This window comes from Photobacterium sp. TY1-4, from assembly GCF_025398175.1.
Taxonomy (GTDB): domain Bacteria; phylum Pseudomonadota; class Gammaproteobacteria; order Enterobacterales; family Vibrionaceae; genus Photobacterium.
The window spans coordinates 2,468,269-2,493,590 of record NZ_CP099734.1; the positions used below are offsets into that span (position 1 = coordinate 2,468,269).

The 25,322-nt window shown below is 50.2% G+C and carries 32 protein-coding genes and 1 pseudogene; 9 read left to right on the forward strand and 24 right to left on the reverse strand.

Annotation, left to right across the window (positions count from 1 at the left end; all coding sequences use genetic code 11):
• Positions 1-3: 3 nt before the first annotated feature.
• The 10 genes from NH461_RS11505 to NH461_RS11550 form a co-directional block, all read right to left on the reverse strand.
• On the reverse strand, positions 4-426 hold the full coding sequence (locus NH461_RS11505; RefSeq protein WP_261600486.1) for a DUF5675 family protein: 423 nt from the start codon (positions 424-426) through the stop codon (positions 4-6).
• The gene (locus NH461_RS11510; protein ID WP_261600487.1) at positions 423-647 is read right to left on the reverse strand and encodes a TraR/DksA C4-type zinc finger protein; all 225 of its coding nucleotides are present in this window, start codon (positions 645-647) and stop codon (positions 423-425) included. Before NH461_RS11510 ends, NH461_RS11505 begins: the two co-directional genes overlap by 4 nt.
• A gap of 8 nt (positions 648-655) precedes the next feature.
• On the reverse strand, positions 656-1,105 hold the full coding sequence (locus NH461_RS11515) for a DUF2597 family protein (RefSeq protein WP_261600488.1): 450 nt from the start codon (positions 1,103-1,105) through the stop codon (positions 656-658).
• 3 nt (positions 1,106-1,108) lie between these two features.
• Entirely contained in the window at positions 1,109-2,242 is a 1,134-nt protein-coding gene (locus NH461_RS11520; RefSeq protein ID WP_261600489.1) for a DUF2586 domain-containing protein, read from the reverse strand.
• Between the two features lie 3 nt (positions 2,243-2,245).
• On the reverse strand, positions 2,246-2,968 hold the full coding sequence (locus NH461_RS11525; RefSeq protein WP_261600490.1) for a phage virion morphogenesis protein: 723 nt from the start codon (positions 2,966-2,968) through the stop codon (positions 2,246-2,248).
• On the reverse strand, positions 2,968-3,468 hold the full coding sequence (locus NH461_RS11530) for a phage tail protein (RefSeq protein ID WP_261600491.1): 501 nt from the start codon (positions 3,466-3,468) through the stop codon (positions 2,968-2,970). The genes NH461_RS11525 and NH461_RS11530 overlap by 1 nt, the downstream gene beginning before the upstream one ends.
• Positions 3,465-3,929: a head completion/stabilization protein gene (locus NH461_RS11535; protein ID WP_261600492.1), complete on the reverse strand. Its 465-nt coding sequence runs from the start codon at positions 3,927-3,929 to the stop codon at positions 3,465-3,467. The genes NH461_RS11530 and NH461_RS11535 overlap by 4 nt, the downstream gene beginning before the upstream one ends.
• 105 nt (positions 3,930-4,034) lie before the next feature.
• Positions 4,035-4,751: a phage terminase small subunit gene (gene gpM, locus NH461_RS11540; protein ID WP_261600493.1), complete on the reverse strand. Its 717-nt coding sequence runs from the start codon at positions 4,749-4,751 to the stop codon at positions 4,035-4,037.
• Positions 4,752-4,762: 11 nt separating this feature from the next.
• Positions 4,763-5,773: a phage major capsid protein, P2 family gene (locus tag NH461_RS11545; RefSeq protein WP_261600494.1), complete on the reverse strand. Its 1,011-nt coding sequence runs from the start codon at positions 5,771-5,773 to the stop codon at positions 4,763-4,765.
• Positions 5,773-6,666: a GPO family capsid scaffolding protein gene (locus tag NH461_RS11550; protein ID WP_261600495.1), complete on the reverse strand. Its 894-nt coding sequence runs from the start codon at positions 6,664-6,666 to the stop codon at positions 5,773-5,775. Before NH461_RS11550 ends, NH461_RS11545 begins: the two co-directional genes overlap by 1 nt.
• 177 nt (positions 6,667-6,843) lie before the next feature.
• On the opposite strand from NH461_RS11550, the gene NH461_RS11555 reads away from it, so the two are divergent.
• Positions 6,844-8,631, forward strand: a complete 1,788-nt coding sequence (locus NH461_RS11555; RefSeq protein ID WP_261600496.1) for a terminase large subunit domain-containing protein — start codon at positions 6,844-6,846, stop codon at positions 8,629-8,631.
• Positions 8,628-9,686, forward strand: a complete 1,059-nt coding sequence (locus NH461_RS11560; RefSeq protein ID WP_410000078.1) for a phage portal protein — start codon at positions 8,628-8,630, stop codon at positions 9,684-9,686. The genes NH461_RS11555 and NH461_RS11560 overlap by 4 nt, the downstream gene beginning before the upstream one ends.
• 42 nt (positions 9,687-9,728) lie before the next feature.
• Here the strand turns inward: NH461_RS11560 and NH461_RS11565 are convergent, their stop codons facing one another.
• Together NH461_RS11565 and NH461_RS11570 are read right to left on the reverse strand one after the other, a co-directional pair.
• Positions 9,729-10,076 (reverse strand): BrnA antitoxin family protein, encoded by a 348-nt coding sequence (locus NH461_RS11565; protein ID WP_261600498.1) that lies wholly within the window; start codon positions 10,074-10,076, stop codon positions 9,729-9,731.
• A gap of 79 nt (positions 10,077-10,155) precedes the next feature.
• Entirely contained in the window at positions 10,156-10,443 is a 288-nt protein-coding gene (locus NH461_RS11570; protein WP_261600499.1) for a hypothetical protein, read from the reverse strand.
• Positions 10,444-10,653: 210 nt separating this feature from the next.
• Here NH461_RS11570 and NH461_RS11575 point away from each other — a divergent pair.
• The 3 genes and pseudogenes from NH461_RS11575 to NH461_RS11585 all read left to right on the forward strand — a co-directional run.
• Positions 10,654-10,782, forward strand: a pseudogene (locus NH461_RS11575) (ogr/Delta-like zinc finger family protein); the annotation flags it as partial.
• Between the two features lie 69 nt (positions 10,783-10,851).
• Positions 10,852-11,109, forward strand: coding sequence for an ogr/Delta-like zinc finger family protein (locus tag NH461_RS11580; RefSeq protein ID WP_261602894.1), 258 nt, complete (start codon positions 10,852-10,854; stop codon positions 11,107-11,109).
• A 409-nt stretch (positions 11,110-11,518) separates the two neighbouring features.
• Complete coding sequence (locus NH461_RS11585; protein WP_261600500.1) at positions 11,519-11,872, forward strand: helix-turn-helix transcriptional regulator; 354 nt, start codon at positions 11,519-11,521, stop codon at positions 11,870-11,872.
• A 13-nt stretch (positions 11,873-11,885) separates the two neighbouring features.
• On the opposite strand, the gene NH461_RS11590 is transcribed toward NH461_RS11585, so the two are convergent.
• From NH461_RS11590 to NH461_RS11640, 11 genes are all read right to left on the reverse strand, one after another.
• Complete coding sequence (locus NH461_RS11590) at positions 11,886-12,134, reverse strand: DUF3850 domain-containing protein (RefSeq protein WP_261600501.1); 249 nt, start codon at positions 12,132-12,134, stop codon at positions 11,886-11,888.
• A gap of 14 nt (positions 12,135-12,148) precedes the next feature.
• A complete protein-coding gene (locus NH461_RS11595) occupies positions 12,149-12,409 on the reverse strand; it encodes a hypothetical protein (RefSeq protein ID WP_261600502.1) in 261 nt (86 codons plus the stop codon).
• A gap of 12 nt (positions 12,410-12,421) precedes the next feature.
• A complete protein-coding gene (locus NH461_RS11600) occupies positions 12,422-12,712 on the reverse strand; it encodes a hypothetical protein (protein WP_261600503.1) in 291 nt (96 codons plus the stop codon).
• A 10-nt stretch (positions 12,713-12,722) separates the two neighbouring features.
• The gene (locus tag NH461_RS11605; RefSeq protein ID WP_261600504.1) at positions 12,723-14,141 is read right to left on the reverse strand and encodes a DNA cytosine methyltransferase; all 1,419 of its coding nucleotides are present in this window, start codon (positions 14,139-14,141) and stop codon (positions 12,723-12,725) included.
• A gap of 9 nt (positions 14,142-14,150) precedes the next feature.
• Entirely contained in the window at positions 14,151-16,685 is a 2,535-nt protein-coding gene (locus NH461_RS11610; protein WP_261600505.1) for a replication endonuclease, read from the reverse strand.
• Positions 16,682-17,515, reverse strand: coding sequence for a hypothetical protein (locus NH461_RS11615; protein ID WP_261600506.1), 834 nt, complete (start codon positions 17,513-17,515; stop codon positions 16,682-16,684). The genes NH461_RS11610 and NH461_RS11615 overlap by 4 nt, the downstream gene beginning before the upstream one ends.
• Positions 17,512-17,739: a hypothetical protein gene (locus NH461_RS11620; protein WP_261600507.1), complete on the reverse strand. Its 228-nt coding sequence runs from the start codon at positions 17,737-17,739 to the stop codon at positions 17,512-17,514. The genes NH461_RS11615 and NH461_RS11620 overlap by 4 nt, the downstream gene beginning before the upstream one ends.
• Positions 17,736-18,080, reverse strand: a complete 345-nt coding sequence (locus tag NH461_RS11625) for a hypothetical protein (protein WP_261600508.1) — start codon at positions 18,078-18,080, stop codon at positions 17,736-17,738. Before NH461_RS11625 ends, NH461_RS11620 begins: the two co-directional genes overlap by 4 nt.
• Positions 18,081-18,147: 67 nt before the next feature.
• Entirely contained in the window at positions 18,148-18,564 is a 417-nt protein-coding gene (locus tag NH461_RS11630) for a hypothetical protein (protein WP_261600509.1), read from the reverse strand.
• A gap of 12 nt (positions 18,565-18,576) precedes the next feature.
• Positions 18,577-19,119, reverse strand: a complete 543-nt coding sequence (locus tag NH461_RS11635) for a phage regulatory CII family protein (RefSeq protein WP_261600510.1) — start codon at positions 19,117-19,119, stop codon at positions 18,577-18,579.
• Between the two features lie 172 nt (positions 19,120-19,291).
• Positions 19,292-19,492 carry a Rha family transcriptional regulator gene (locus NH461_RS11640; RefSeq protein WP_261600511.1) on the reverse strand — a complete coding sequence of 67 codons (201 nt, stop codon included), beginning with the start codon at positions 19,490-19,492 and terminating at the stop codon, positions 19,292-19,294.
• A 213-nt stretch (positions 19,493-19,705) separates the two neighbouring features.
• Between NH461_RS11640 and NH461_RS11645 the strand changes: the two genes are divergently transcribed.
• The 3 genes from NH461_RS11645 to NH461_RS11655 all read left to right on the forward strand — a co-directional run bounded on the left by NH461_RS11645 (position 19,706) and on the right by NH461_RS11655 (position 22,977).
• Positions 19,706-20,305, forward strand: coding sequence for a helix-turn-helix domain-containing protein (locus NH461_RS11645; RefSeq protein WP_261600512.1), 600 nt, complete (start codon positions 19,706-19,708; stop codon positions 20,303-20,305).
• 101 nt (positions 20,306-20,406) lie between these two features.
• Positions 20,407-20,937, forward strand: coding sequence for a BRCT domain-containing protein (locus NH461_RS11650; protein WP_261600513.1), 531 nt, complete (start codon positions 20,407-20,409; stop codon positions 20,935-20,937).
• The gene (locus tag NH461_RS11655) at positions 20,938-22,977 is read left to right on the forward strand and encodes an ATP-binding protein (RefSeq protein WP_261600514.1); all 2,040 of its coding nucleotides are present in this window, start codon (positions 20,938-20,940) and stop codon (positions 22,975-22,977) included. It begins immediately after the preceding gene.
• Positions 22,978-22,990: 13 nt separating this feature from the next.
• On the opposite strand, the gene NH461_RS11660 is transcribed toward NH461_RS11655, so the two are convergent.
• On the reverse strand, positions 22,991-24,043 hold the full coding sequence (locus tag NH461_RS11660; protein WP_261600515.1) for a DNA cytosine methyltransferase: 1,053 nt from the start codon (positions 24,041-24,043) through the stop codon (positions 22,991-22,993).
• A 193-nt stretch (positions 24,044-24,236) separates the two neighbouring features.
• Here NH461_RS11660 and NH461_RS11665 point away from each other — a divergent pair, with 193 nt between their 5' ends.
• On the forward strand, positions 24,237-25,259 hold the full coding sequence (locus NH461_RS11665; RefSeq protein WP_261600516.1) for a tyrosine-type recombinase/integrase: 1,023 nt from the start codon (positions 24,237-24,239) through the stop codon (positions 25,257-25,259).
• Positions 25,260-25,322: the final 63 nt, after the last annotated feature.

Consider the following 25,322-nt stretch of genomic DNA (forward strand, 5'->3'; position numbering starts at 1 on the left):
CGTTCAGTCCTTTTGAATTGTCAGTCGCGCAGTCTCGCCGCCCAGCTCAGCCATCAGGTTGTTGAATGCGGCGGTTGAGTTCACCACGGCCCATTCATTACCCACCTGGCCGAAATCCACGCCCGGCGCCAAACATCCCTGCAGCTCAGAAACACGGTTGGCCTTATGGATCAGGATGTGCGTTCGAATGCTTGGTCCGTACCGGGTCACGCCCAGGGTTTCCCCCTCAAGGGCATAGCACTCGCCAAACTTCTGGCTTTTGTGCGGGTACAGGGTATATGTCCCTTCTGGCACGCAAGATTTCCCCGGTCGATTGTTCAGGAACGGACGTTCCACCATGCAACACACCTGGCTGCCATCTGCGCGGTGCAGCGTGGAAAATGTCCCGTGCGGGAAGTAACGGCGTTTCAATAGGTAATGCTTCACAACTTCCCCTTCTCGGCTAGTTGTTGGCAGGGCGTGCAGTACCGGCAGCCCGGTACTTGCTCGCGGCGTTTTTGCGGGATTTCGTCTCCGCATTCAGCGCAGTCTGTTTCGCTGTAAGCCCCGTTCGCCTTCGCTGCGGCCGAGGCTGCCAGCTGGTTAGCCAGCGCCACTTTTCGGAATTGGGCTTCGATACGGCAGCCTTGGTCGATAACATCGCTCATCCAGCCCCCTATTGAACCAAGCCTTCGGTTTCATCCGGGCGGAGATAAGGCGTGCCATTGATGTGCACGAAATCCGGGCTGGTGACATCAAAGCCAATTTTGTGAACCATGGCGCTGCCGCCGTTGGCATCAATATCCAACAGGTCGGAGATTTTCAGCCGACAGCCAAACGCCTCAACTTTCAGCTCATCTTTGTCAGTTTTGCCATAGAACAACCCGTCAAATGCAGGTAGCCCACGCCAGGCGCCAAACTGCTGTGCGGCCTTCGAGATAATATTGAATTGCTGAGTGGTGACTTCGATTTCACCGCTGGCTTCAACGTCACCGTCGACGTAACCATCCGGCACACCCCCGGTTTTATTCACTGCCGAGTTATCAGTAATCGACAATGAAACCTTGTTGGCCTTGAGTTTGAAATCACCCAGGGTGAAATGCATGTTCTTGCCAGATAAGCGCATAGATTAAGCCTCCGAATCCGCTGGGTTTGACAGGTCGAGTGCGATATTCACTTCAATGTGTTTCGGGCAGTTGTGCGGCCGAACCATCAGGGCAATCTGCACTTTCGTTTTGGTCGGCCAGGTGATCAGCACGTCTTCATCACGCGGCGGCATGATTTCACCGGGGAACGTCAGGCCACCGATTTCCGTGGTCTTACTCATGTTCCGCATATCTGTGCGGAAGTAGGTCCGGTTTTGCTCGATACTGGCCGGTGTCGAGTTGAGCAGCCGGTTACCCACGCGCTGAATCGCTTTAATCCGTACCCGGCGGTTGAGCTTATGCACCGGGCGAACGTATTCGAGGACCTGGTAATCGCCGCCTTTGGCTTCGAGCGTGGTGGCGTCGGTCCAGTAGATCCCTTCAAAATCGGCATACCATTGCGGCAGCGAGTAACGGGCGTTCGCCAGGGTTTCAATGGTGGACATTTCCAACGGCTTATCGGTGTTATCAACCGGCATGTCACCCAGCCCCAGCACGTTGCCGGTTGCTACCCGCATCGGGGTGTCGGCCACGGTGACGCTGCGGTCGCACAGGCGGCCGCCCAGCACGCCCACGTTGTTACCGTTCAACTGTGGGACCGGCGTAACCATGTTTGCGGCGACATCTTTCACCAATTCCAGCATGGCCGCTTCATAATCCGCCCAGCTTTGGTTCAGCCCGGCTTCAGTCGGGTCAATGCCCGGGCAAGCGGCAAGGAAGAACACCCAACGGCCCAGCTTGCTGGTTAGCTCGGTGGCTTTGGCCTGCATGGCCGCGAATTGGGCCTTGTCGGTCACCACATCAACGATGGCAATGCCTTCGAATGAGTCGGTGCGGTTGGCGATATCAACCGCCTCTTCCCAGCTGGCGCCATCCGCCAGGCCGAACATCGCCGCCGTCCAGTTCTGTTTCCCGTTCAGCTGTGCGGCGCGAACGTTAATACCCAGAGCATCATCGGCAACCACATCGTCCAGGTCGGTTGCGGCATTGATGCGGGTGACTTTGCCCTGTAACCCGATTTCATCGGTGCGGCCAATGTAGAGCAAATGCCGCTCAATCTCGGGGATACCGCCCTGCCCCAGATTCAAGTTGTTGACGCCTACCTTTCCGGTTGCCATTGGTTATTTCCTTCTTTTCATATGCTGGGCTTTTACTTTCCAGCCGTAATTAATACCCTGGAAGGCTCTTTCCCAAGCTTTTCTGAACCTTGCTTCCGAAGCTCCTAAGAACTCTCTTGCCGGCAGCTTAATTTCCCAACTGTTTTTGCTTGTACCGAGTTGTCCTGACTTTCTCAGTGCGTGAAATGCGTACTGCACCTCTTTTGCTGAGAGGTTTTGCACCATCCATTTAACGGTTGGGACACGCATTTTCCCTTTGGCTGCTTTGGGGTTCATGCGACTAGCATGAACTTTGAACCCAAAAGCCTTGAGCATCTTGGCTTCCTTTCTTGAGCAACCGGCGCTCTTGCTCCGACGGATGTGCAATCGGGATCTTTTATCTACTTTGCGCTTGTGTCCGTCGTTATGGACGCGGGCAACCACACCACCGTGACTTCGGTGATAATTGCCTCTGGCAAAAGCCACAATGGCCCTGTTTTCGTCCGATTCATTGCTCACCACAACCAGATGCTTAAGGCCGCGAAGCATTTTCCCTTTGCCGCGCTTTCTTGGTGCCCAAGGGCGACCTGCAGGTGTTTTCTGCTGAGTAATGTTCCTCTTCGATTCCTGCCGGATACTGGCTGCGACCCGGTACAACAAACGTTTTCGCTTTTGGCGAGGTAGAGCGAGCAGATCCAACGCCTTCATAAGCTTCTTAGCTGAGGACTGCTCTACCTTTACTTCCATTAGTAAGCTTCCATATCCGAACCATTGACCGAAGCGTACTCAGCCACCCAAATTTCATACGGGGCCAACTTAAACCGCTGGCCCTGCCAGAGAATCGGGCCGCTTTCGTCTTCAACCACCATGAGCGACTCCAGAAACTCAATTTCCATTGTCATGATCACGGTATCTTCAGACTCCGGCTCAACATCAAAGCTGGGGTCGTCCAGCTCGTAGTCCGTGCGCGATTCGTCGTTATCCATCAACCAGGCCATCACGCCAGCCATCACGGTTGCCGGATCAACCTGCTTGAAGGGGAAACGTTCAAAGCTGAACTGGGCGGTGTATTCAATTTGCCCAATATCAAACCCCTGTCCTTTATCTTCCGGCACCAGGTGAAGCTGAACATCTTCCATCCATACATCAATGGAGTGATGAATCTGATGTGGCAGCATCGCTTTGATGTACTGGGTGAGTGCCTGAAGCTTGAATCCTGCTTCTGCCTGGCTGCGATTTTCAGTCATATCAAAGTCACCGTTGATCGATTCAATCCGCACATGTTCCGGATAATTCGCTGGCTTTCTGCCAGTAATTCGCTTCTGGTTTCCGCGCTACGTTCTGCCAGATTGTTGCCTGCGTTCCGTTGGTGAACCGTGGCAAAGTCCGGCAGCAAATCAGCTTTCGCCCTGGCAAACACAGCCCTTTCGTACTGAATCACCACCGCGTTTTTACCGCCGATTGAAGGTGATGAAGTCAGCTCACTGGCAGACTGCACACCGCCTTCCTGGTACTTCAGCTTCTGGTCACTCAGCTGTCGATTGACTTCAGCAATGGCAGCAACCAAGGCGTAGGCAATGTTTTCATCATCCTGATCAGCCGGTGTTCCCCGGCGTCGCTCAAAATCTCCGGCGTTAATGTCTGGCCAGAAACCGTCGTTGTTAATCACGGTGTCTTGGTAGCCGGTTGATGCGTTGGGTGAAAACATCACTGCCCTCTCAATAAATGCGCCTCTGCCCACTGGGTCGACGGTATCGGATGAGCCAATTGGCTTTCCTTACCTCGCCAGCCGAGGCGCGACGGGTAGGGAGACTTACAAATTCTTCCCGGTTTCCAGCGCACTCAGGCGCATGTCGATTTTGTTGATCATGGTGTTTACGCCGACTTTGCTGTGATAGGCATGTGCCTGCTGAAGCAGCGCTTTAGCCTGTTCCAGTTTTTCCTTACTGGCGATGGCCGACGGCAGCGGTTTCCCTTCGTCGTCACGCAGCAGGAAGTAGCCGGCGAACTTGTACCACTTGGCGTTCACTTCTTCGTGCAGCCGCCAGTCGTTACGGATTTTCTCGAACACCTGGCTGAAGTACGGCTCAATGCTCTGGCCCCGTTCGGCTTGTACCTGGGCCCAGTCCATCACCTGATCGGCACAGAAGGTCGGCCAGTCACGCCGGAGAAAGTCCGGGGTCGGCAGGCCCAAATCAATCGCCTTGAAACACCAGTCAATCGCCGTGCTCAGGTCGCCGATATCGAACAGCCATACAATCAGGGTGCTGAAAATCGTGTTTTCGTACCTTTCACCGGCAGCCAGATAGGCTTCGGCCTGCGCCTTGTATTTCGGGATCAGCACATTGCGTTTGTGGTCGGTTCGATCAGCTCGGGCATTGAACTGCGAGCGCATTTGCTGCCGGTCTTCTTCAAACTCAATCAGCTTGATGTGCAGGCTGTCGGTGTTGACCGCTTCAGCCTGCGGGGTTTCCCCCGCTTGCTGCTTGGCAAGGATCGCATCACGTTGTCGTTTTAACGGACTCACCATGTGCTATCCCCTTATGCCGCCGGGGCCGGGTCAGCAATCGTGACGTCTTCAATCGCGGCGAACTTGTTCATGTTGCCGACGGCATACCCTTCCATGCGGATATGGTTGCTCTCGAAGCGCATCCGATCGCTGTTGTTTTCCTGCTTACGCCACTGGGTGCCCGTCTGCGTCAGGATCTGCAGGTTCTTCAGGTTAGTGACCCAAATTGACTTTTTCGGGAAGAATGGCGGTTTATAGGCTTGTTTCCCGGCAATGGTTTTTGCCAGTGCCTGTGCCGCTTTGTGCTCGGTTGGCGTTTGCGCAGCTTCCAGCAGTCGGTGCTGCTCGGCGGCCACCAATTCTGAACCCACAATCACAACCAGATCAGGGTCTTCCTGGTGCTCCGGCGCAATCGTGGTGTTGATCAGGTCTTGCACCAGAGAATCAAGGTTTTTGAACGAATCGGCAGTAGCACCGGTCGGGTCAAGCGTGGCGGCAGGCAGTACCTGTTCGGCTTGCTTTTCTTTCACGATAGTCAGCCAGCCTTTGTTCACGTCCTGCCCCAGCGGGTTAGCGACAGGGTTTGTCACGGCGGCTGCCGATGTACCGTTGAAGCCAACCCGGATCATGTCCAGCGCGAAGCGACGGGCAATGGCATTTTGCATCAGTTTGAGCCATTCGCCTTTCTGACCGGAGTTTGCCCACTGGGTCATGGTTTCCCACTGGATGTGCGCACCAGAATCGGTTTTGGTCAGCTCGTAGGTGTTACCACTCTGGCCTACTTCAACACTGAAACGGCCATCTGCTGATCGGCCCGTTGACAGGCCATCGTTACCAACATCAACCACCTGGCCTTTAATTTGTTGTACCGGCAACAGTGAAATCATCCCCAGGAAGGCATGAGACTGCATGATTGCCTGGCGCAGCTTGGTTTCCATTGGTGCAGTGATGTTAAACATCTTTTCACCGGTTGGTGCGCCAGCAGCGGTTAATGTCGCGGCAGTGAATTCCTGGAGGTATCCCGTTGAAATAGCGTTAAGCATTAAAACACCTCCATTGTGTCGCTGCCTGTGCCTGAGTTATCCGGGGTTTGGCCTGTGGCTTCCTGCTTCAGCTCGTTGAACTGGGTTTCCAGGCTTCCCAGTTTTTCGGCCAGTGGTTTCAGCTGATCGGCTAATACCTGGCTGAAGTCTTTGGCGCCAGGATCACCCTGTTCGCCAGCTTCATGTTTACCTTCCGGCTTACCCTCTGTCGTTTCTTCGGTGCCCTGTTCAGAGAAGGTTTGAACCTTCTTCTCAAGGGCTGCCAGCTGGTCGCTGAACGGTTTTAATTGCTCAGACAGCGCAGCAGTGAGTTGTTCTGGAGTCACATCGGTGTCCTCTGATTCTGGTTCGGTTTGTGTTTCTGGTGCGGGGTTACCAGATTGGAAATGACTAAAAAGCGTTGTGATGGCTTGCATCAGGGCGTTGGGCTGACATTCAGCGAAGTCCAGCTCTTCAAGCTGATCGCACTCAATGGCCTTGACCTTGCCGTTCTGCTCTGAAAACTCAAGCCGCGATGTACCTGTAGATGCAGGAGAGTCAGTCACCGCCAGTCCTCTCAGGTAACAGCGGCCTTCGCCTTTGTAATCCGGGTTAATTTCAATGGAGGTGAAAAGCTTCTGCCCAAGCTTGTTGGCTGCCAGCAGGTATTGATTAGGCTTAATCTTTGCAAACAAGCGCATTTTCCCGTCCAGCTCTTCAGCCTTAACTGCTTCAACCGTTCCCCAGTTGTCACCAAAACCACCGAATCGAAAATGCTCCGGCCAGATCATGGCGGTGTACTCCTGGGTTGAATACTGCTCGGCCATTTCCTTAAACCACTGACGCAGTAGTTTGCGGCCATCAACCGTGGCACCTTCAGTCGCTACAATTTTCCAATCACTGGTTTTGCTCATAAGCCTTACATTTCCGACCCAAAAGTTGTCAGTTACATATCAGTCACCGCAAAGATTACGCCTTTGAGAGCAGCGAATCATGCACCTGAATTCCTGAAAATTCGGATATGCGCCGTATCCGAATTCATCAGAATTTAAGTGCGTCATTTGAGTTATCCAGGCGCGTATGATTGCGGCATGGCATACTCTCCCGAAGTAAGACAAGCCGCGAAAACGCTGTATTTGAAGGCGTGGACGCCGAAGGAAATCGCTGCTGAACTTGGCCTGACGAATGAGCGCATCGTTTATTACTGGGCCGATAAGTACAGCTGGCGGGATATGTTGCGCGAGTTCACCGTTGATGAAGCGATCGCAACCCGAATTCAAACCCTGCTTGATACCCCCGACCCGTCAGCGGGACAGCTGGACATGCTCGACCGGCTGATCAAGCACCACACCAACCTGAAGAAGCTGCGCGCCCAGGAGAAGACCAAACAGGAAGCCGCAGCGAATTCCGGCGGCAACGACTCACATTCCCAGAAGCATGATCAAGCTGCTGGGAACAGCCGCAGCAATAACAAGAAGCGGAAAGGGAAAGGCAAGAAAAACGACATCAGCGAGATCACCGCCGACCACTTCAAAGAATGGCACGCCTCGCTGTTCAAGTATCAACTGGTGATGCGTGAGAACCTCAAGCAGCGGATTCGGAACATTCTGAAATCACGCCAGATTGGGGCCACTTATTATTTCAGTGGCGAAGCCCTGGAAGATGCCATTCTCACCGGCGACAACCAAATATTTCTGTCGGCGTCCCGCGCCCAGGCGGAGGTCTTCCGCAGCTACATCATCGCCATCGCGAAAGAGTTTCTGGATATCGAACTCACCGGGAACCCGATCATCCTTTCCAACGGTGCCGAGTTGCGCTTTCTGTCGACCAACAGCAAAACCGCGCAGAGTTACCACGGCCACGTTTACGTGGATGAGTACTTCTGGATCCCCAAGTTCGACGAGCTGAACAAGCTGGCTTCGGCCATGGCAACCCACAAGAAGTGGCGGAAAACCTACTTCAGCACCCCGTCGGCCAAAACGCACCAGGCGTATCCGTTCTGGACCGGCGACAGCTGGAAGAAAGGCAAAGAAAGCCGGGAAAAACTCGAGTTTCCGTCGTTCGAGGAATACCGCGACGGCGGCCGACTCTGCCCGGATCGCCAGTGGCGTTATGTGGTCACCATTGAAGACGCCGCCAACGGTGGCTGTGACCTGTTCGATATTGATGAACTGCGCGACGAATACAGCGACGACGACTTCAATAACCTGTTCATGTGTGTGTTTGTGGATGGCTCGCAGTCTGTCTTCAAGTTCAGCCACATGGAACGCTGCATGGTGGAGACGGCCCACTGGCAGGACTTCAAGCCGGGCACGCCGCGGCCATTCGAAAACCGCGAGGTCTGGCTCGGTTACGACCCATCCCGCACCCGCGACAACGCCTGTCTGGTTGTGGTTGCTCCGCCCATCGTGGCTCCGGAAAAATTCCGGATACTGGAGAAACACTACTGGCGCGGGCTCAACTTTCAGTACCAGGCCGAACAGATCAACAAGGTGTTCGAACGCTACAACGTGACTTACATCGGCATTGACGTCACCGGGGTTGGTGCCGGTGTTTGGGATTTGATTAGCGCAGCGCACCCACGGGAAGCGGTCGCCATCCACTACAACCCGGAGAGTAAAACCCGGATGGTGCTGAAAATGGTCGACGTGGTTGAAGCCAACCGGCTGCAATACGACGCCGAACACAAGGACATTTCCATGGCATTCATGGCTATTAAGCGCGTGACCACCAAAAGCGGCAACGCCATCACCTACAAAGCCGAACGCAGTGAACTGACCGGACACGCCGACTCATTCTGGGCCACGGCTCATGCGGTTATCAACGAACCGCTCAACCACACCAAACAACGCAAATCGACATGGGCGACAGCAGCATGACAGAAACACAATCCCCGGACCTGAAAGCCGACACTGAAACGAACACGGAAGCTGAGAAGCCGGCGGCATCCTGCTTTAGCTTCGACAACCATGCCGAACCGGTTGATTCCGGTCGCTGGCTCACCGATTACAATGAGCTGTTCTACAACGACATGGACGACTACTGGGAGCCGCCCATTTCCCCCAACGGCCTGGCGCAAATTGCCCGGGCCAATGCGTATCACGGCAGTGCGCTGATCGCCCGTGCCAACTATGTGACCGGGCGCTTTGTCTCTGGCGGCGGGATGCGCAAGCGCCTGGTGCAAGGCTATTGCCGGGATTACTTCACCTTTGGTCATGCCGCACTACTGAAAATTCGGGATCACTTCCGCCGGGTGGTTCGCCTGGAGCCCATTTCGGCGATGTACGTGCGCCGCCGTAAGAACGGCAAGTGGGTGTTCCTGCAGCGGGATAACCAGTTCAAAATTTATAACGAGAACGACATCATCTGGCTGGCCCAGTACGACCCGCAGCAGCAAATTTATGGGATCCCGGATTACCTCGGCAGCATTCAGAGCAGCATGTTGAATGAAGATGCCACCCTGTTCCGGCGTCGGTACTACAAGAACGGCGCGCACATGGGGTTCATCTTCTACGCCACCGACCCGAACCTGAGCCCGGAAGATGAAGACATGATGAAGAAAACCATCGCCAGCAGCAAAGGCGTGGGTAACTTCCGCTCAATGTTCGTGAACATCCCGAACGGGGATGAGAAAGGGATTCAACTGATTCCGGTGGGCGACATTGCCACCAAGGACGAGTTCGAGCGGATCAAAAACATCACCGCCCAGGACATTCTGGTCGGCCACCGGTTTCCCCCCGGAAAAGGCGGCATGGTGCCGCAAGGGGCTGCCAACTTTGGCGACCCGGAGAAAGTGGGCCGAGAGTATGCGCGGGACGAGATTATCCCGGTGTGCGAGCTGATTATGGATGAAGTGAACAACGACCCGGAAGTGCCTCGGGGGCTGCATTTGAAGTTTAATGTGGAGTTGGATAAGGCCGAAAAATCCGCATAAAAAAACACCCCATTGTGGGGTGTTTTTATCGTGCAGATTAGGTTAGCCGCAAGCTTGCATCAGTTCTGGCTCACTTCCTGCGGCTTCGGCTTCCTTTCGCGCTTCTTCCGCAGCCATTTCCTTCAGAATCATTTTCATTTCTGAATCAGCAAATCGTTTCAGGATTTGCTTAATCAACGGCTGGTAGCCGATTCCTCTAATCTGAGCGATATTTTTCAAGTCATCTAGCAGACCTTTCTGCAAACGAATTGAAATCATTTGTAACTCTAAGCTGTCATCAACCAGTGATGGCTCGATTGTCACTTTTTCCACAAATTTTTCGTCACGGCCTAACTGACCGCTTTCCCATGCTTCGATGGTGCTATCGATCTTTTTAGGTTTAGTGCTCATGCGTTAGTTCTCCATAGCCACCTCTTTTGGGTGACATTATCCACAGTCAGTGGTTTTGAGTGATGTCTTCTTATTTTTATTATGCGTACTTGTTATAAATCCGAATTTCATCGGCATTGGCTGGGTAAGCTGTACGGATGACAAATTTCCCTTCATCTTTGAAGAAGATAAATGCAATTTTCAACTTCTTACCGTAATCAGTCTCAGCCACAAACCAAAGAGTAGGCGGATCACTCTGGTGCTCTTCTCTTTGGTCTTTCAAAAAATCTTTTTCGCGGTTAGCGAAACACTCTCTGATCTCACTTTCAGTTACATCATGCTTTGTTGCTAACTTTCGTTCCACACTTGGAGAAATGACTAGCTTCATCCTGCCTTCCTAGCCTAATATTTGTTGTTATTGGTGATTATTTGTTCTTATTTGAGCTTATTGATACTACATGTTCAGTATATACAGGTTGTATATACAGATTCAAGATCGACCACTTAAAAGATGATCTGAGTCTTAAACCTTTGACACTGTACAAAAACACAGCCCTCAATTACTATTGATCTGGTCAGTCAACAGGTTAGGTCAGTTATGCGAGTGCTTTGTAAATGCGGGGCTCGCGCTATTATCAGTCGCAGCGACGTTACGGATGATTGCGCGAATTTGTTCTGCTCATGTTCGGACCCGGAATGCGGTCACACCTTTGTCAGCCCGCTGGGCTATAAACATTCCCTCGTACATTCGAAGCTATTAAATTCAAGTCCAAAAGCGGCGGCTACGGTTCCTCTTGTGAACGGTAGCCGTGTTTCATGTGGGTGTGGTGAACGGGCGGTGATTACCAAAACGAACCGGCTGTCGAACGACTGCGCCGATTTATACTACCAGTGCAAGAACCCGGCGTGTGGCCATAAGTTCGTGATGTCGCTGTATTACAGCCATAGCCTGAGCCCTTCATCAAAAACCACCGACGACCTGGCCGTTGCGCTGGTTAAGGCGCTATCGCCAAACCAACGCCAGCATCTGGCCCAGCAAATCTCCCTGTTTTAATTCCTGATTGTTCCGGCTCCGAGGCAGCGCACTGCTGCCTTTCATGATCGGAGACCAACCCCATCAAGAACATTGAAATCTCGTTGTTTTCGGCGTGGTTACCGCACGTATCCTGCGACGCCGCACACTGGATAAATGCGCGCACTTTTTGGTGAAACTCTGACATCTTGCCTCCTGACCAGCTGGCGATACTGTATATAAACACAGTAGTTTTAATCATATCAACATATTGTTTTTATTACACGTCGCTATGGTGCGTTTTATCACACAAGTTTCTTATTGTTTGGGGCAAACCTACAGGATGCTGCGAGACAGGTATGTGATCAGGCTCTTATCGACCTTTGTACTACTCTTAAATGGCATATTTGGTGCAGTAATAAATCATATTTGACGTATAGATTTGATGCCAATGCCTAGAAAACCTAACAAACCAGACCCTATCGTGTTGTTTTTGGTCACGATTCGGGTGCAGAAAAAGCTGACACAAAGTGCCGTTGCGAACCAGTGCCATGGCATTTCGCTCAGCACTTTGCGACGAATTGAGCAAGGCAAGACGGATATGACCCTTTCTCAATACCGGGCTTTGTGCCAATTGTACGGGCTGACGTCGCTGGATGTGTCGCTGGGCGAAATGCGGCACCGGCACACGTCGGCGGGCGATATTGCGGCCACCGCCCGGCTGTTGCCAAAGCGGGTTCGGGAAAGCTTTGTCGATTTGATGGTGACGGTGGCCGAGGAGTTACAAAGCAGGGATGCCGGTTAACCCGGCATCGGCTTCAATGGTTGTCAGTCTCTCCCTTAACTTTGATACCAAACACCACCCAACCGGGCTTCTGCTCATAGTTCGTGACGTAAGTGATTTCGACTTCAAGCTCGCTCCAGGTGTAATTTTCTCCTGTCCACTCCCGAAGCGTTGCCGTATCACCGGCATTAAAGTCTCGGTCATTGTTACGAATCTCAAACGTTTTAGTCCCGTCACACACAGGTTCAAAGTACTGCGGAAGAATTTTCAGTTCATGATGCATCGAATTTTTTCCTTCTAATCTACGTCGTCACATTCAACAAACAGTTCGCCGTCTTCCAGCGCTTCCTCGCATACGGCATCAACGAAACGGCCAAAGTGCGAATCACCAGCGCCGTCGTTCAGCTTGGCGGCAAAATGTGACAGCATGGCCTGACGATCAGTAACGGTTCCGGTTACGTTGGTTGTAACTCCCATTTCAAAGGCGTTCTCAATATATTCAGCCGGGATTTCAACAATTAGCCGGTCATCTTTTACGGTAGTTTTTAACTGTTCCATCGATTATTTCCTTCAGTTAGATTCCATTTCCAGTGTCATCGGGCGATTGTTGCCGTGGTTCTCGATCAGGGTTTCCAGTTGAATCCGGGCCTGCATTCGGCCAATTTCCAGCCCTTTGAAATAGCCTGCGTCTGCAGGTCGCTGCTTTGCCAGCCTCCGGGCTTCCTTTTCATCGTCCTTCAGCTCAATGCAAAGTGCGCGCAGTTCGGTGATGAGTGCTGGCATGGCTGAAACCTCCCCGCGATCCCGATTTTCCCGGCACTGCTCTTTGATGGCCTTCAGGGCCAAACCGTCGAAACACATGGTGTTCTCCTTATGCCGCAATTTCATTGAGTTGGTTGCTGCCGATATTCGCTTCTACCAAAGCCTGGGCCACTGGCGGACACACAGCATTGCCACAACGGGCGACCTGGCTGGCCTTGGATAGTTTTTTACCGGTGCTGCTGTGCGAAATTTGATAGCCCTCGGGGAACCCCTGGGCCGCAAAAAGTTCATGTGGCTCTAGCATCCGCATACCGATATCGACAATCTGATAGTCTTCGCCGAGGATAGTCACCAGGCCAAAACGGTGCTTTGTGGTAATGGTCTGCACAGGCTCATTCATCGCATGGCCATAGTTGGTGCCGTAGTACTTGATGAGGAACGCACGCAGTTCGCCAATGTGGTTTCCGCCAGCTGAAATGGTGTGAACCGGCTCATCAGTACCATGCCCGATATTCGAACCGCGCAACTTAATCATGCTGCTGGTAACCACAGCAAAATGCCCACCCTTTACCTGGGCGCAAATAGTTCTCAGCGGCTCGTCAGCTGGCATGTTCCTCTGGCTGCTTGCGTTCGCATGTTCAGTAATGAATGGGATGTTGGCCGCTTCGGGCACCACAAACGGGTTTTCTGCTTCAACAACGAATTTCTGGATCCCTTTGGCAATACGCTTCATGGTGTTTTCAGCCAATGGTCGCTTACGGCCAAAGATGGATTTCACAGGGATAGACCAGTCGATGATATCGGCTGCGGTTCGGTACGGCTGCAGGCCGCTGCCTTCCGGGCCATGTGTTGGTTCCGGCCACTGGATTGGCGCGCCGTCATTCCGCGCAATCATGAAGAAGCGCTTGCGGGTTGTTGGGGCACCATAGTCACAGGCTGAAAGCGTTCTGAATTCCACCTCGTAACCCAAACCACTTTCTATCATGTGGTATGGAAAGTGGTCGCCAAGAGCGTCATAAATTTCCGGCCAGGCAGGGTGTTCAGGGTTTAAGCCGGTTGTCAGCACCTTGATGAACGCATCAAAGGTTTCACCACTTCTCTCCGGGCACGGCTTGAATTTACCTGGCGAAACCTCAACACACGGCCCCCAGGACATGAACTCTTCGACGTTCTCCAGCATCAGTATTCTGACAGGAACGAGCGCGGCCCACCGAATAGTGACCCAAGCCAGTCCGCGGATGTTTTTGTCGACGGGGCGACCACCTTTGGCCTTTGAGAAGTGTTTGCAGTCAGGAGAAAACCAGGCCAAACCAACCGGGCGGCCAGCGCAAGCCTCCACAGGATCGACATCCCAGACCGACTCGCAATAATGCTTTGTTTCAGGGTGATTCATTTTGTGCATATCAATTGCGGGAGGATCATGGTTAATCGCGACATCAACATGCCGATTAAGGCCCATTTCCATTCCTGTGGAAGCACCGCCACCGCCTGCAAAGTTATCGACAACAATTTCACCAGGTAAAAGCATGCTCTCTCCTTAGATAAGTGGGTAGCCGTCGTCTTCCCAATCCGGTTCCGGGATCGGGGACAGCTGGGGTTGTTGGTGAGTGGTGCTGGTTTCAGCCGGCGCTGCTGTTTCCATGTCTTCTGGCCAGCCTTCAAAGTTGAGCCAGTTCAGATCATCGGGCTCATGTTCAAACTCGATCAGCCGCATTGGTCGGCGGTTGCCGTTTTCGTCGAGTTCGCCACCGCGTAACTTGATGCTGCGGCCATCGCCAACCGCGACATTGCCGCCGCGCAGCAGTACATCAAAGGTACGGTCTTCTATTCCGGCCGGAACGGCGTCGCCAAGGGCTCGAATATCGACAATTCTCGATACTGCGTCCTCTAACGTCCCTTTCTCAGAGACGGGATCGGACTGCGTACAGTTATTGACAGAACTCCGAGAGGCAGCGGAGCTGCCAGAAAGAGCAAGAGCCCCCGCTTCGGCTTCTTCGGTCAACTCGGATTTCTTCATAATCGTCCAGGTGCGAAGACGGGTTTTGACGACTTCACCTGCAGCCTGGAATCCCTGAATTTTGCTGACGGCTTCACCGTAGGGTGAACCGTAAGGCGTGACTTCATAGACGTTGCGGATCAGCAGTGATTCACGGGCAACAAACGGGCCGCCCTGCCCCATGACGTAGCCCTGCCAGTTTCCGGCATCCGCTGATTGCATGGTCTCTGAAATGCTGCCGTCATGGTTTTGCACTTTCGGCTGATAGCCATTGCCGATGCGGGTTAACAGGGCTTTGCCGCTCATTCTGTTGGCGGGTAAGCGAGGGCCGTGTAGATCGGCGGTCATGTCTTCATAAATACGATTCAGCTCTTTACGGGTGAGCTGCATGCAGTAATCCATGAACTTGGCTTTATCCAAGTTGGCGTAGCGGCGCAGCTCCCGGTATGTGGTGACCGGTGCGCCACCGAAGAACTGAAACTGGCGGATGTTCCAGCGGCTTTTCCAGGCGGTCACATGCTTGGCTGTTTCCTTGATGTCTTCGCCGGTTTCATCGTCCTTTTCGCCATCCATGGCATAGCCGTCGATGTTCTTGGAGATGTATTTGGCGATATAGCCTGTGGCGCTGCCCAGCTCCGGATCGATGTATTTCACGTCGCAGCGCGGACGGTAGTCCAGCGGCCCGACGTATTCATGATTTTTGGTCTTTCGTGGCAGCAGTTCTGCACGGTCTTCGGCAATGGCGTAGTCGATAAAGATTTCGCGGGCGGCCGCGACATCCTCTTCTTTCAGCCACAACAGAATGTGCCAATGTGGCGTGCCGTCGTGGTGTGGCTCGGCGGTACGGATCCCGAACCAGCGAATACCGTCCCGGTCTAATTTGGCGCGAATTCGTGCCCAGGTGTTATTCAGGTTTGCCTGTGCCCGGCGCGGGCTGGCACCGTTCCAGTGCGGGATGAATCCGCCCTTTTTGTATGAGTTGTGGTATTTGGCCGGAGTGGTCAGGGTCAGGAATAACCCGGACAGGCCCATGGCATCGGCGATGTCTTCAAAGCCACGGGTGCGGGTCATCAGCTCATGACGACGGATTGCCGGGTTCGCCACGCTTTTCAGCACCATGTCTTTCATTTCCGCTTCTTCGCCGGTTTCCTCGTCGAAGAGCACCATGTTTTCGATGGCTTCCCAGTTACGCTTCTGCTGGGCTTGGTACTCGTTCAGGCAGTCGAACGAGCAATAGGCGCTGGCACGTTTTGACACCTGCCCCATAGCAATGGCGAGATGTTCCCGCATGATGTTGCGGGATTTGACCAGGCGGCGCAGCCACCACTTTTCGCATTGCAGCTGCAATAAACCACATTCAGCATCTTCCGGCTGAATGCGCTTTTTCTTTACCGGCGGGCGAATACCAAACTGCCAGCCTAAAACGGCCACTTGCTGGTAAGCATCAATAATTCTGACAGGATATGGCTGGCTTTCGTCGAGATTATCGCTCAGCTCTTTCACCTTGGTTTTCATGATGCGGGAGATCAGAAAAGCCATTTCCTTCAGCTCATCCCGTTCCAGCTCTGCGAGTATCTGGTTATTGGCTCGCTTCGGCTTTACGGCTTCCAGATTCAGCGAATACTGGCCGAATGGTTGCTCATCATCAAAGTCAGATTGATCAGCGTTGTCGCTCATCGATTTGACCTTGTTCCAGGTTGGCAGGCGGTTATATTGCTCCATCACCAGACGGATTCGGCGCTGAAGCTCACCGCCCATGCGTTCACGTAGGAAGGTATTGGCATCGCTGCGCCCTTTGCTGTTGAAAATGGACACGTAGCGCTTGCCGAAATAGCGGGCAAGGTAATCCGGCAGGCCCGCAAAAAACTGACGACGCCATGCATGGTCTGCCGGGTTCACTTCATAGAGCTTGCGCTCGGTTACCGTCATGCCCTCCGGTTCGCGATCGAATGATTGCGACTCTGGCGAGACTTCGACAATCTTTGGCAGTTGCGGAAAAACGTGCATTTCCCCCCAAGCCTGACAAGCTCGGGAGGCTGCACGTTTTTGCGCCGTGGTGAAGGTTGAAAGGCTCATACGAAACACATTCCTGTGTCGCAGAATTGATCAAAAATATCTACTTGCTTAGGCTTTGATGTGAAGATTACCTCACCAATTGGCACACCTGATTTATGTAGATAGAGCCAATCAAAACCGGCTTGTAACTGCTTTTCGAACTTGCAGGCTTGCTCAAAATCTTCAGGCACGTTTTCACGCATCCAAACCCATTCATCATCGTGTCGGTTAGGACACATCCAACATGCCGAACGCGGAGGTTCAGGCAAGCCAAAATCTTTCACGATTTGAATAGCCTGCTCACGAAGAATTTCTGCTTCAAAGAGAGGGTATCTTTTCTGCCATTTCCCAGCTGGGTATTTCACTCGACTTCTCTCGTCAAATGACATACCAATCCAGAAGTCCACACCCCGTTTAGTTAGCTCTCTCTCACCAAACCTATTGTTCAGGTACTTCCGAATTGGTTCGACTTTCCAGTGTGATGAACAATATCCAGGTTGCTTTCCAAGATCTCCTTTCGGTGTTCTCCCATTATATTCAGTAAAAAAACCAGGCAGCACTGCGTCATCATCAGAGGCCAGAGTGATGTCATTCTTTACCCAGTCAGATTTTTTAATTACGACATACTCAAGCCCAATTTCATCACACAGCGGCTTTACATACTTTTCGTGATACTCAAAAACATTGCTGGCTTCGCGTTCAGTATCCGCCATTACTATCAAATCTGGCTTTGGCAAAGCTCCGAGATAAATAAGTACGACCATACAAACTGACTGAGTACCACCTCCACTCGAAACCACCTGCAATCGACGGTTATTAGGTACAAAGTTACGTCTTAACTGGATGCTCATAGCTCCGCAAACTCCTGTGTGTCGCAAATGAGGAAACCGCCTGTGTTCTGGCCTTTCACCAGCACACCGTTTTTGGTATGGGTGCAGTCCAGCAGTTCGCAGGCATTTGAAATGGCTTGGTCGCGGGATTCGAATTCTCCCAATTGGAGGTTCATCACCTCCTGGGTGTTCGCGTTGCGGGAAATACCGCCATCCGCGCAGAGGTATACAGCGAGGTAGTTCATGCCTGCACCCCCGCCTTGTCTTTGGCTTCGGCGATCAGCGCCAGCAGTTTGTCTTCGAGTTCCAGGAGTTGTTGTAGCGGAGTAGCGTTGTCTTCAAACCGATTCCGATTGAGCGAGAAATCAACACGAAAAAATGGCGCGATCTCAATATCTACATATTCTTCGGTTATTGGGTAAACATACACACAGAACCCATTTACATGCGGTGAGTATTGGGTGTGAATATGAATAATTTCATGATTGTCGATAGACAGTTCCGTGATGCCCAGGATCACGTCCCGGCACTTGCGTTCACGGGCTTCATCCAGCATTTCAACAGCTGTTTTTTTTGCAGTATCCATGGTCTTCTCCCTACCATTTGGACGAAAAAAAGCCCCCTGTTACAGGGGCAAGGTGATGGAACGGTGGTTAATGGAAAATGTGTGGTTTCAGGTGTTGCAGGTTGCCGACTGAGTTTTCAAACCGGCGGGTGATGGCGGTCAGCTCCAGCAAACCCTTGCGGAGTTGCTGGAGTTCCTGATCGTTGAAATCGTTGAAGTGGCGGCTGAAATCATGAGGTGACAGGCCAGCGGCGATACAAACCATGCCCCGCTGTTTCTGGCTGAGGGACTCATACGCCAATTTCACCTGACTGCGTGCGTGTTTGGCTTTGAACAGGGCTTTGGCATCGGCAAGATGATCGGCTCCGGTTTTCACCTGAACATTGGCATTCACCGCGTCGACATCGGCGCGGCTTTTCGGGGTGCTGATCACCGGCACCAGATGCGGGGTTTTACGCGCATGCTGCTGGCGTGCTTGCTGAAGTTTCTCTGCTGTGTTTGCCATGGTGCTCTCTCCTTATGCCAATCCGGGTAGCGGCATGCCGCTGGTGACAAAATCGACGCCTGCGGATACAAGCGGCTGCATGCCAGCGCTGCGGTTTTCCAGATCACTGATGAGTAAAACGAGGTTGCGAACGCTGCTGTGTGCGCGTTCCAGGTATTCGTTGCGCTTGGAGCGGGGCAAACGGATGTCGCCGCCGTTTTCCAGCGCCAGCCGGGAGATTTCCCCGGCGTGAACTGAGTTTTCCAGCGCTCGCTGAATCAGGCTGCGCTGCTCGCCTTCGGCCGGCACTTTGGCGCCAACCATGCCGAGGCTGAACAAAAGGCTATTGGCGATGCAGTAGTTGCCGCTGACTTTGCTGATTTTCACCAGCTCTACCGCGGTGAGCTTGTGCCGCTCGTTACCCGGGTTCAGCTTGTTGCGCAGGATTACCGGGTTCATGCCAATCTGCTTTGCGATTTGCGTCATGTTTTCTGAATTCGCAAATGCACAGCAAGACTCGTCAAATGCCTTTTGTTCGACCTCACGAAATCCGAACGTTGAGTCGTTTGCGTCCATGGATAAACTCATTTAAGAAACAAAGGGACAAAAATCACAGCAAACGCAACCACATGTAGCCACATTGGGCACTTTTCCGGGTGGTTAGGTTTGCTGCTCCCTACCCCGTGCAGTCGCGATTTCGTCGTAACTGGCACGGGGTTTGATTTTGATGAGGTAGGGTTCGCGGGGCTCATACCTTCTGCTCCGCACAGTGCTCAGCGACCTTCACCATGTTGATGAGTACCGAACCGCGTTCACCCTTTTTCGGAAGGATTGGGATATCACCGGCAGCAATGGCGCGATCGAGGGAAGATGAAGACCAGCCAGTACGTCTAAGGAACTCTTTTCTCGTGCAAAAAGGTGCGTCGACCGCTATTTGAAGACTTGCCATAAGTGATATCCTATCTAGTTGAGACGCTTATTGATGTTCTTTGAGAAGAAATGACGACATCAATTGCTTTGTATGGCGAGATTATTGATCTCATTTGGCGAACTTTCAAGATAAAAAACCAGACTTTAATCACAAATGTCTGCGTTGATTGTTTTGTTTGAGCATCGTAAATGAGTCCAAATTTAACTCAACTGACTAACTGAGATGACGCAAATGAGCACAATCAAAGCTAAAGTACCCGCATTTGAGTATTTGAAGGGAAAGGAATTCACGGAAAAACTCAAAGAAGTAACAAACTGCGCTACTTACGACCTGCTTGCCGATTATTTTGGTGTACCAAGATCTACGTTCTTTACTTGGCACACTCACAACCGCACAGGCTTTGAGCTGATCATTCGTGAACACCTTAAGTCAGGCGCTTCAGTAAGATACTTAGCTTTAGGGGAAGGGAAGCCTTTCGAAGACAAAGCAGCCCCTGCTGAAGGGCTGCAAACCTACCGTCTGGTTGACGGTGCGTTGATTGAAGCTGGCAGGGTCTCGTTGGATCTGAGCACACTGGACCGATTCGGCCTAAAGCCATCAATCACCAAAGTGATTGAAGATGATTCAGGGATTTACTACTTAAACACTGAATCAGTTGATCCAGTAGCTGGCGATTACCTCATTGATATCGACGGACGCCTATCGATCAACTATCTACAGCGCTTACCGGGCAAGAAGTTAGCAATTGCGTTTGGGAACTCAACCATTGAAGTGTCAGAGGAAGACATCAAAGTGGTTGGCCGTGTGGCTATGGAGATGAGGAAGAAATGATGTCTCATAGCTCACATATATACCCCATGCCACATTGCAACACGTTTAACACAGCTAGTTTTCAGTTAAAATCTAGCTTTTGTTAAAGGCTAGGAGGCTGCATGGAGCTGCAAAAAGAAGTCATTTGTACTTATCTTTGCCAACGTCAAAAGTTATCGATTCAACGACTTTTTAACCCAAAGTTAATCGTTAACAAACATGATGAGCCAACTCATATTCAAGGGTGGTGCGCTGTCAACGCTGCCCCTAGAACTCTTCGAGTAGATCGCATTTTAGATATCCATGATTCTTTGGAGGCAGCAAGAGATTTTTTTGCGGAAACCAGAGATGGGTTAAAGGCCAATGGAATTGAATTTAAAGCGCCTCAACCTACACGCCTATCCAGCCCTGACACAATGGACGTTTGCTTTACTGGATTTTCTAAAAGCGATAAATCAGAATTAACAACTATAGCGACAGAAAAGAGCATGTTGGTGCGTCAAAGTGTAACTAAACACCTCAATATTCTATGCTATGGCAGCAACGCCGGCCCTAAAAAGCTAGAGAAAGCTCTTGAACAAGGTGTAATGATACTCAATCGTCAACAATTTGAAGAATTAGCTGAAACTGGTGAAATCCCGGAGGAAATATAAATGACTAGTATTGAGAAAACCGATATCTCTGAGGTTTCATCATCTGATGGATACGAAATAAAGTTAGACATGAATGTTCTCAACCATTTGGGAATGAGTTTATATTCTAATACACCCGCAGTGTTAACAGAAATAATATCTAATGCTTGGGATGCTGACGCTGATGAGGTTTCCATTCAGCTAAAATCAAAAGGTGAAAATAATGTTTGTGAGGTTATCATTGAGGATGATGGCCATGGTATGTCTGAGTCAGATATCAAAAATAAATTTTTAAAAGTTGGATATGCCAGGCGAAAAGATAATCGCGAGCTAAGTGATCACAAGAACCGACAAGTTATGGGTAGGAAAGGCATTGGGAAACTTGCTATGTTTTCCCTTGCTAACAAGATTCAGGTTACTTCTAAATCAGAATATTCTTCAGCGATCTCTTTTGAAATTGATGTAGAACAACTTATTCATAACATTGATAAAGGCGAAGCATACGAAGCAAAGAAAGTCGATTTACCTTTTGACAAAGATAAAGGAACTGTTATCAAACTACTTGACCTCAAGAAGTCAATTGATAAAACAGAAAGTTACTTAAGAAAACGGCTGGCTAGGCGCTTTAGTGTCATTGGGGAAAGTCACAATTTTAAAGTCAAAGTTAATGATACTTACATTAGCACTCATGATAGAAACTACCTCAGTGAACTGCAATTTCTGTGGGAAATTGGATCTACTGATAAAAAAAGAAAAAATGCATGTAAAAAATTGAAAGAATCTGAAGTTCTAGATGGTGAAATAGAGTTTCAGGGTGCTACATATGATGTCAGAGGATATATTGGTAGCGTTAAAACTCCGAGCGTTTTAAAAGATGATATAGAAATATCCAATAATACAATTACAGTCATGGCAAATGGCAGAGTTTTTGATGAGGATATTTTACCTGAATTTGGAAGTGCCAAGCACTTTACAAATTATCTGGTTGGTGAATTAGTTATAGACTTCCTGGACGACAATAACCACCCTGATATGGCAACATCATCTCGCCAAAAACTGCAACAAAACGATCCAAGATATCCCGTTATCAAAGAGTTTTTCAAGAAGACGTTGAATGATATTAGCTCTCAATGGGATGTTTGGAGAGCTCTTCATGGAACTAAAGAAGAAGAAGATAAAAACCCAGCTCTTAAATCGTGGTTAACTGGTTTAACTTCTCGAGAGCAAAAGGCTGCTAGAGATGTAATTGGGAAAGTAAGCACAATGAGTTTTTCCGGTTCCAAGTCCGAGCAGCAAGAATCAAAGAAAACCATCCTCAAAAACACTATATTGGGGTTTGAGAAGCTTCGAGTTAAAGGGAATATCAATCAACTTGAAAAGATTTCATCTCTAAATTCAGAGGCATTCCATAGTATTTTTACTTCAATAGATGATATTGAATCTAGCATGTTTTATGAGATTACATCTCAACGTTTAAGTGTAATAGAAAAATTCGGTAAGCTCACTGACAACAACCAGCGTGAGTTAGAAAGAACAGTACAAAATTACTTATTTGATCACTTGTGGCTTCTAGATCCATCATGGGAAAGGGTCACAGGAGAGAGTGTTATAGAGCAAACACTAACAAATGAACTAAAGAGCCTGGATCCAAGCGCAGAGTCTGGTGCAAGAGTTGATATAGCCTACAAAACAATTTCTGGGAAGCATGTTATTATTGAAATGAAGCGGCCAACTCCTGCCTCTCAACTACCAAAATTTGAGCGTCTTTTTGAGCAGGGAGAGAAATATATTCAAGCAACTCAGGAGTGGTATTACCAACATCCAGACAGTTGTCCTGGTGGTCATGGCAACGTACCAGAGATAGAAATAATTTTTCTATTGGGGGCCAATTATGACTTGCCTCAGTTCAGGTTTGATATGTATAGAAATAGATTGAAAGCTATGAATGGGAAAGTTATGACATACGGTGACTTAATTATTCAATCAACACAAGCATATGATGAATACTTACAGAAAAGAAAAGATGTTAAAAAAATTCAAGATCTTATAGATGAGTTATAATAAAAAAGCGCCATTAGGCGCTTTTTTTATCAATTTCTCTGAGGTGTTTTAGAATGCTTTCACCGACTATTTCACCTAATCTAACAGGGACAGCATTACCAATCATTTTAGCAACTGGTCGCATCTCAAACTTCACACCCTGTGGCCAGAAGTCATAATCATCAGGGAAGGACTGGAGCAAAGCGGCCTCACGAAGTGTGATTGCCCTATTTTGTTCAGGGTGACCAAATCGACCATTCCCAAAACCAATGCATTGAGTTGTAATCGTTGAGCCTACTTTATCCCAGCTCATGCGCCCATAAACAGCTGAGTATGAACTACCAGACGACTTCTTGTGACAGTTTGCTACAAGTTCTTCAGGCCAGTCCTGCCATGTACCGCCAGGCCTAGATGCTTTAATCCTTGCCATATTCAAAGGTGACATTCTTGCAGCCCTGTGTAACCTATCATCAGGGTGCACTTCGCCAGCATTTACTGAAGGTAAATGTCCTATGGCTTCTTTTAATGTCACATGACTTTGCTTTGAGTGTGTTGGCTCAATTAGTTTAATCTCTCCAAGCCTTGATGCAAGTAACACGAGTCTAGATCTTGATTGTGGCATCCCGTAATCAGGACAATAAACAACTTTAAATGAAATGCTATAGCCTAACTCTATCAGTTCATCAACGAATTCATTAAATACACGCTGATTAACCAAGCGAGGAACATTCTCCATAGTTACAATTTCAGGCCGAACTGTCGCTACATGGTTACCAAATACTTTTAGTAAGTTCCAACGCTCATCCTTTTCATTCTCTTCCTTACTTTTTTTATTGTATGAGGAAAATGGTTGGCATGGAGCACAGCCGGCTAATACCCGTACTTCAGCACCTTGATAGTAATGTTCAAATTCCTCAACGGTGATATCTGTTACACTCTTTTGTAGAAAAACAGCACGATTATTTTTTTCATACGCATAGCGACATGATGCTTCTATATCATAGCCAGCAACAACATTAATACCTGCCTTTTGCAGGCCATGAGTAAGCCCCCCTGCCCCACAAAATAAGTCAACCGCTTTAATCACTTAGAGTTTCCCACAATCTATAATGAAAGTGATTCTATCAGAGGTTTCCAAAAACATCGATGTCGAATCGTATAAAATTCAACCAGTCACGCGCACTTTTTACTAAGCCCCTGTAATCATTCTGTTTCTATACAGCTTGCCTATCATCCAAAGAGCAACTATCTTGCTAAATTCATCGGTAGAACATAGTGTTATGTCAGTTCGAAATTTAAAAGACGGCAGCAAGAAACCCTGGCTCTGCGACTGTTATCCCAACGGTCGCAATGGCAACCGGGTACGCAAGCGCTTCGCTACCAAGGGCGAGGCGCTTGCCTATGAAAAGTATCTGCTGAAAGAGACGGAAGACAAGCCCTGGCTGGGCGATAAGCCCGAACGCCGGAGCCTACTGGATATGATTCACCTGTGGCACCGTCGCCACGGCCAAGCACTGGCCCACGCAAAGTACACCCTGCGTAAACTGGAAGTGATGGCCCATGGTATGGGCGACCCTATCTACACCCAGTTCACCGCCAAAATGTTTACGGAATACCGGGAAAAACGCCTGGCCGGGGAAATCCCGGATTTGAATCACCGCAAGGTGGCGGTGTCACTGCGTACCTGTAACAACGAGCAAGATTTGCTGAATGCGGTGATTGTTGAACTCATCCGGATGGAAGAGTGGAAAGGCCCGAACCCGTTAACCACGGTCCGCCAGTTCAAATTGCATGAACAGGAAATGGACTTTCTGACAACGGATGAGATTAGGGAGTTACTGGTTCAGGCCAAGAGCAAGAACGCTCATCGGGATATGCTAAAGGTGATCAAAATTAGCCTGGCCACCGGCGCCCGCTTTCAGGAAGTTGCCAGTTTAACCGGCGCTCACCTCAGCAAGTTCAAGATCACGTTCACCAAAACCAAGGGCAAGAAAAACCGAACGGTGCCGATCAGCCCGGAGCTGTATCAGGAAATCTACAAGGAAGGTTCTGAGCCGCTATTCAGCATCGGCTATTCAACGGCGTATCGGTTCATCGTCAAGCATGTGCCCCGGCTGGAAGGCCAGTCGTTCCACGTGCTGCGCCACACTTTCGCCAGCCACTTCATGATGAACGGCGGCAACATCATCGTCTTGCAGCGAATCCTGGGTCACAGCGACATCAAGCAAACAATGCGCTATGCTCACTTTGCCCCCGATCACCTCGAAGATGCAGTCACAAAAAATCCCCTATCCCGGCTCTAATCTGTCGACACAAAAATGACTACAAAGTGTCTACAGATTTTCCTGATATAGAGGATTATTGAT

Bases quoted from the DNA above. Each gene is read 5' to 3' on its own strand.
- NH461_RS11510 (WP_261600487.1), bottom strand. From the start codon at position 647: ATGAGCGATGTTATCGACCAAGGCTGCCGTATCGAAGCCCAATTCCGA.
- NH461_RS11515 (WP_261600488.1), bottom strand. From the start codon at position 1,105: ATGCGCTTATCTGGCAAGAACATGCATTTCACCCTGGGTGATTTCAAA.
- NH461_RS11520 (WP_261600489.1), bottom strand. From the start codon at position 2,242: ATGGCAACCGGAAAGGTAGGCGTCAACAACTTGAATCTGGGGCAGGGC.
- NH461_RS11525 (WP_261600490.1), bottom strand. From the start codon at position 2,968: ATGGAAGTAAAGGTAGAGCAGTCCTCAGCTAAGAAGCTTATGAAGGCG.
- NH461_RS11530 (WP_261600491.1), bottom strand. From the start codon at position 3,468: ATGACTGAAAATCGCAGCCAGGCAGAAGCAGGATTCAAGCTTCAGGCA.
- NH461_RS11535 (WP_261600492.1), bottom strand. From the start codon at position 3,929: ATGTTTTCACCCAACGCATCAACCGGCTACCAAGACACCGTGATTAAC.
- gpM (WP_261600493.1), bottom strand. From the start codon at position 4,751: ATGGTGAGTCCGTTAAAACGACAACGTGATGCGATCCTTGCCAAGCAG.
- NH461_RS11545 (WP_261600494.1), bottom strand. From the start codon at position 5,773: ATGCTTAACGCTATTTCAACGGGATACCTCCAGGAATTCACTGCCGCG.
- NH461_RS11550 (WP_261600495.1), bottom strand. From the start codon at position 6,666: ATGAGCAAAACCAGTGATTGGAAAATTGTAGCGACTGAAGGTGCCACG.
- NH461_RS11555 (WP_261600496.1), top strand. From the start codon at position 6,844: ATGGCATACTCTCCCGAAGTAAGACAAGCCGCGAAAACGCTGTATTTG.
- NH461_RS11560 (WP_410000078.1), top strand. From the start codon at position 8,628: ATGACAGAAACACAATCCCCGGACCTGAAAGCCGACACTGAAACGAAC.
- NH461_RS11565 (WP_261600498.1), bottom strand. From the start codon at position 10,076: ATGAGCACTAAACCTAAAAAGATCGATAGCACCATCGAAGCATGGGAA.
- NH461_RS11570 (WP_261600499.1), bottom strand. From the start codon at position 10,443: ATGAAGCTAGTCATTTCTCCAAGTGTGGAACGAAAGTTAGCAACAAAG.
- NH461_RS11585 (WP_261600500.1), top strand. From the start codon at position 11,519: ATGCCTAGAAAACCTAACAAACCAGACCCTATCGTGTTGTTTTTGGTC.
- NH461_RS11590 (WP_261600501.1), bottom strand. From the start codon at position 12,134: ATGCATCATGAACTGAAAATTCTTCCGCAGTACTTTGAACCTGTGTGT.
- NH461_RS11595 (WP_261600502.1), bottom strand. From the start codon at position 12,409: ATGGAACAGTTAAAAACTACCGTAAAAGATGACCGGCTAATTGTTGAA.
- NH461_RS11600 (WP_261600503.1), bottom strand. From the start codon at position 12,712: ATGTGTTTCGACGGTTTGGCCCTGAAGGCCATCAAAGAGCAGTGCCGG.
- NH461_RS11605 (WP_261600504.1), bottom strand. From the start codon at position 14,141: ATGCTTTTACCTGGTGAAATTGTTGTCGATAACTTTGCAGGCGGTGGC.
- NH461_RS11610 (WP_261600505.1), bottom strand. From the start codon at position 16,685: ATGAGCCTTTCAACCTTCACCACGGCGCAAAAACGTGCAGCCTCCCGA.
- NH461_RS11615 (WP_261600506.1), bottom strand. From the start codon at position 17,515: ATGAGCATCCAGTTAAGACGTAACTTTGTACCTAATAACCGTCGATTG.
- NH461_RS11620 (WP_261600507.1), bottom strand. From the start codon at position 17,739: ATGAACTACCTCGCTGTATACCTCTGCGCGGATGGCGGTATTTCCCGC.
- NH461_RS11625 (WP_261600508.1), bottom strand. From the start codon at position 18,080: ATGGATACTGCAAAAAAAACAGCTGTTGAAATGCTGGATGAAGCCCGT.
- NH461_RS11630 (WP_261600509.1), bottom strand. From the start codon at position 18,564: ATGGCAAACACAGCAGAGAAACTTCAGCAAGCACGCCAGCAGCATGCG.
- NH461_RS11635 (WP_261600510.1), bottom strand. From the start codon at position 19,119: ATGGACGCAAACGACTCAACGTTCGGATTTCGTGAGGTCGAACAAAAG.
- NH461_RS11640 (WP_261600511.1), bottom strand. From the start codon at position 19,492: ATGGCAAGTCTTCAAATAGCGGTCGACGCACCTTTTTGCACGAGAAAA.
- NH461_RS11645 (WP_261600512.1), top strand. From the start codon at position 19,706: ATGAGCACAATCAAAGCTAAAGTACCCGCATTTGAGTATTTGAAGGGA.
- NH461_RS11650 (WP_261600513.1), top strand. From the start codon at position 20,407: ATGGAGCTGCAAAAAGAAGTCATTTGTACTTATCTTTGCCAACGTCAA.
- NH461_RS11655 (WP_261600514.1), top strand. From the start codon at position 20,938: ATGACTAGTATTGAGAAAACCGATATCTCTGAGGTTTCATCATCTGAT.
- NH461_RS11665 (WP_261600516.1), top strand. From the start codon at position 24,237: ATGTCAGTTCGAAATTTAAAAGACGGCAGCAAGAAACCCTGGCTCTGC.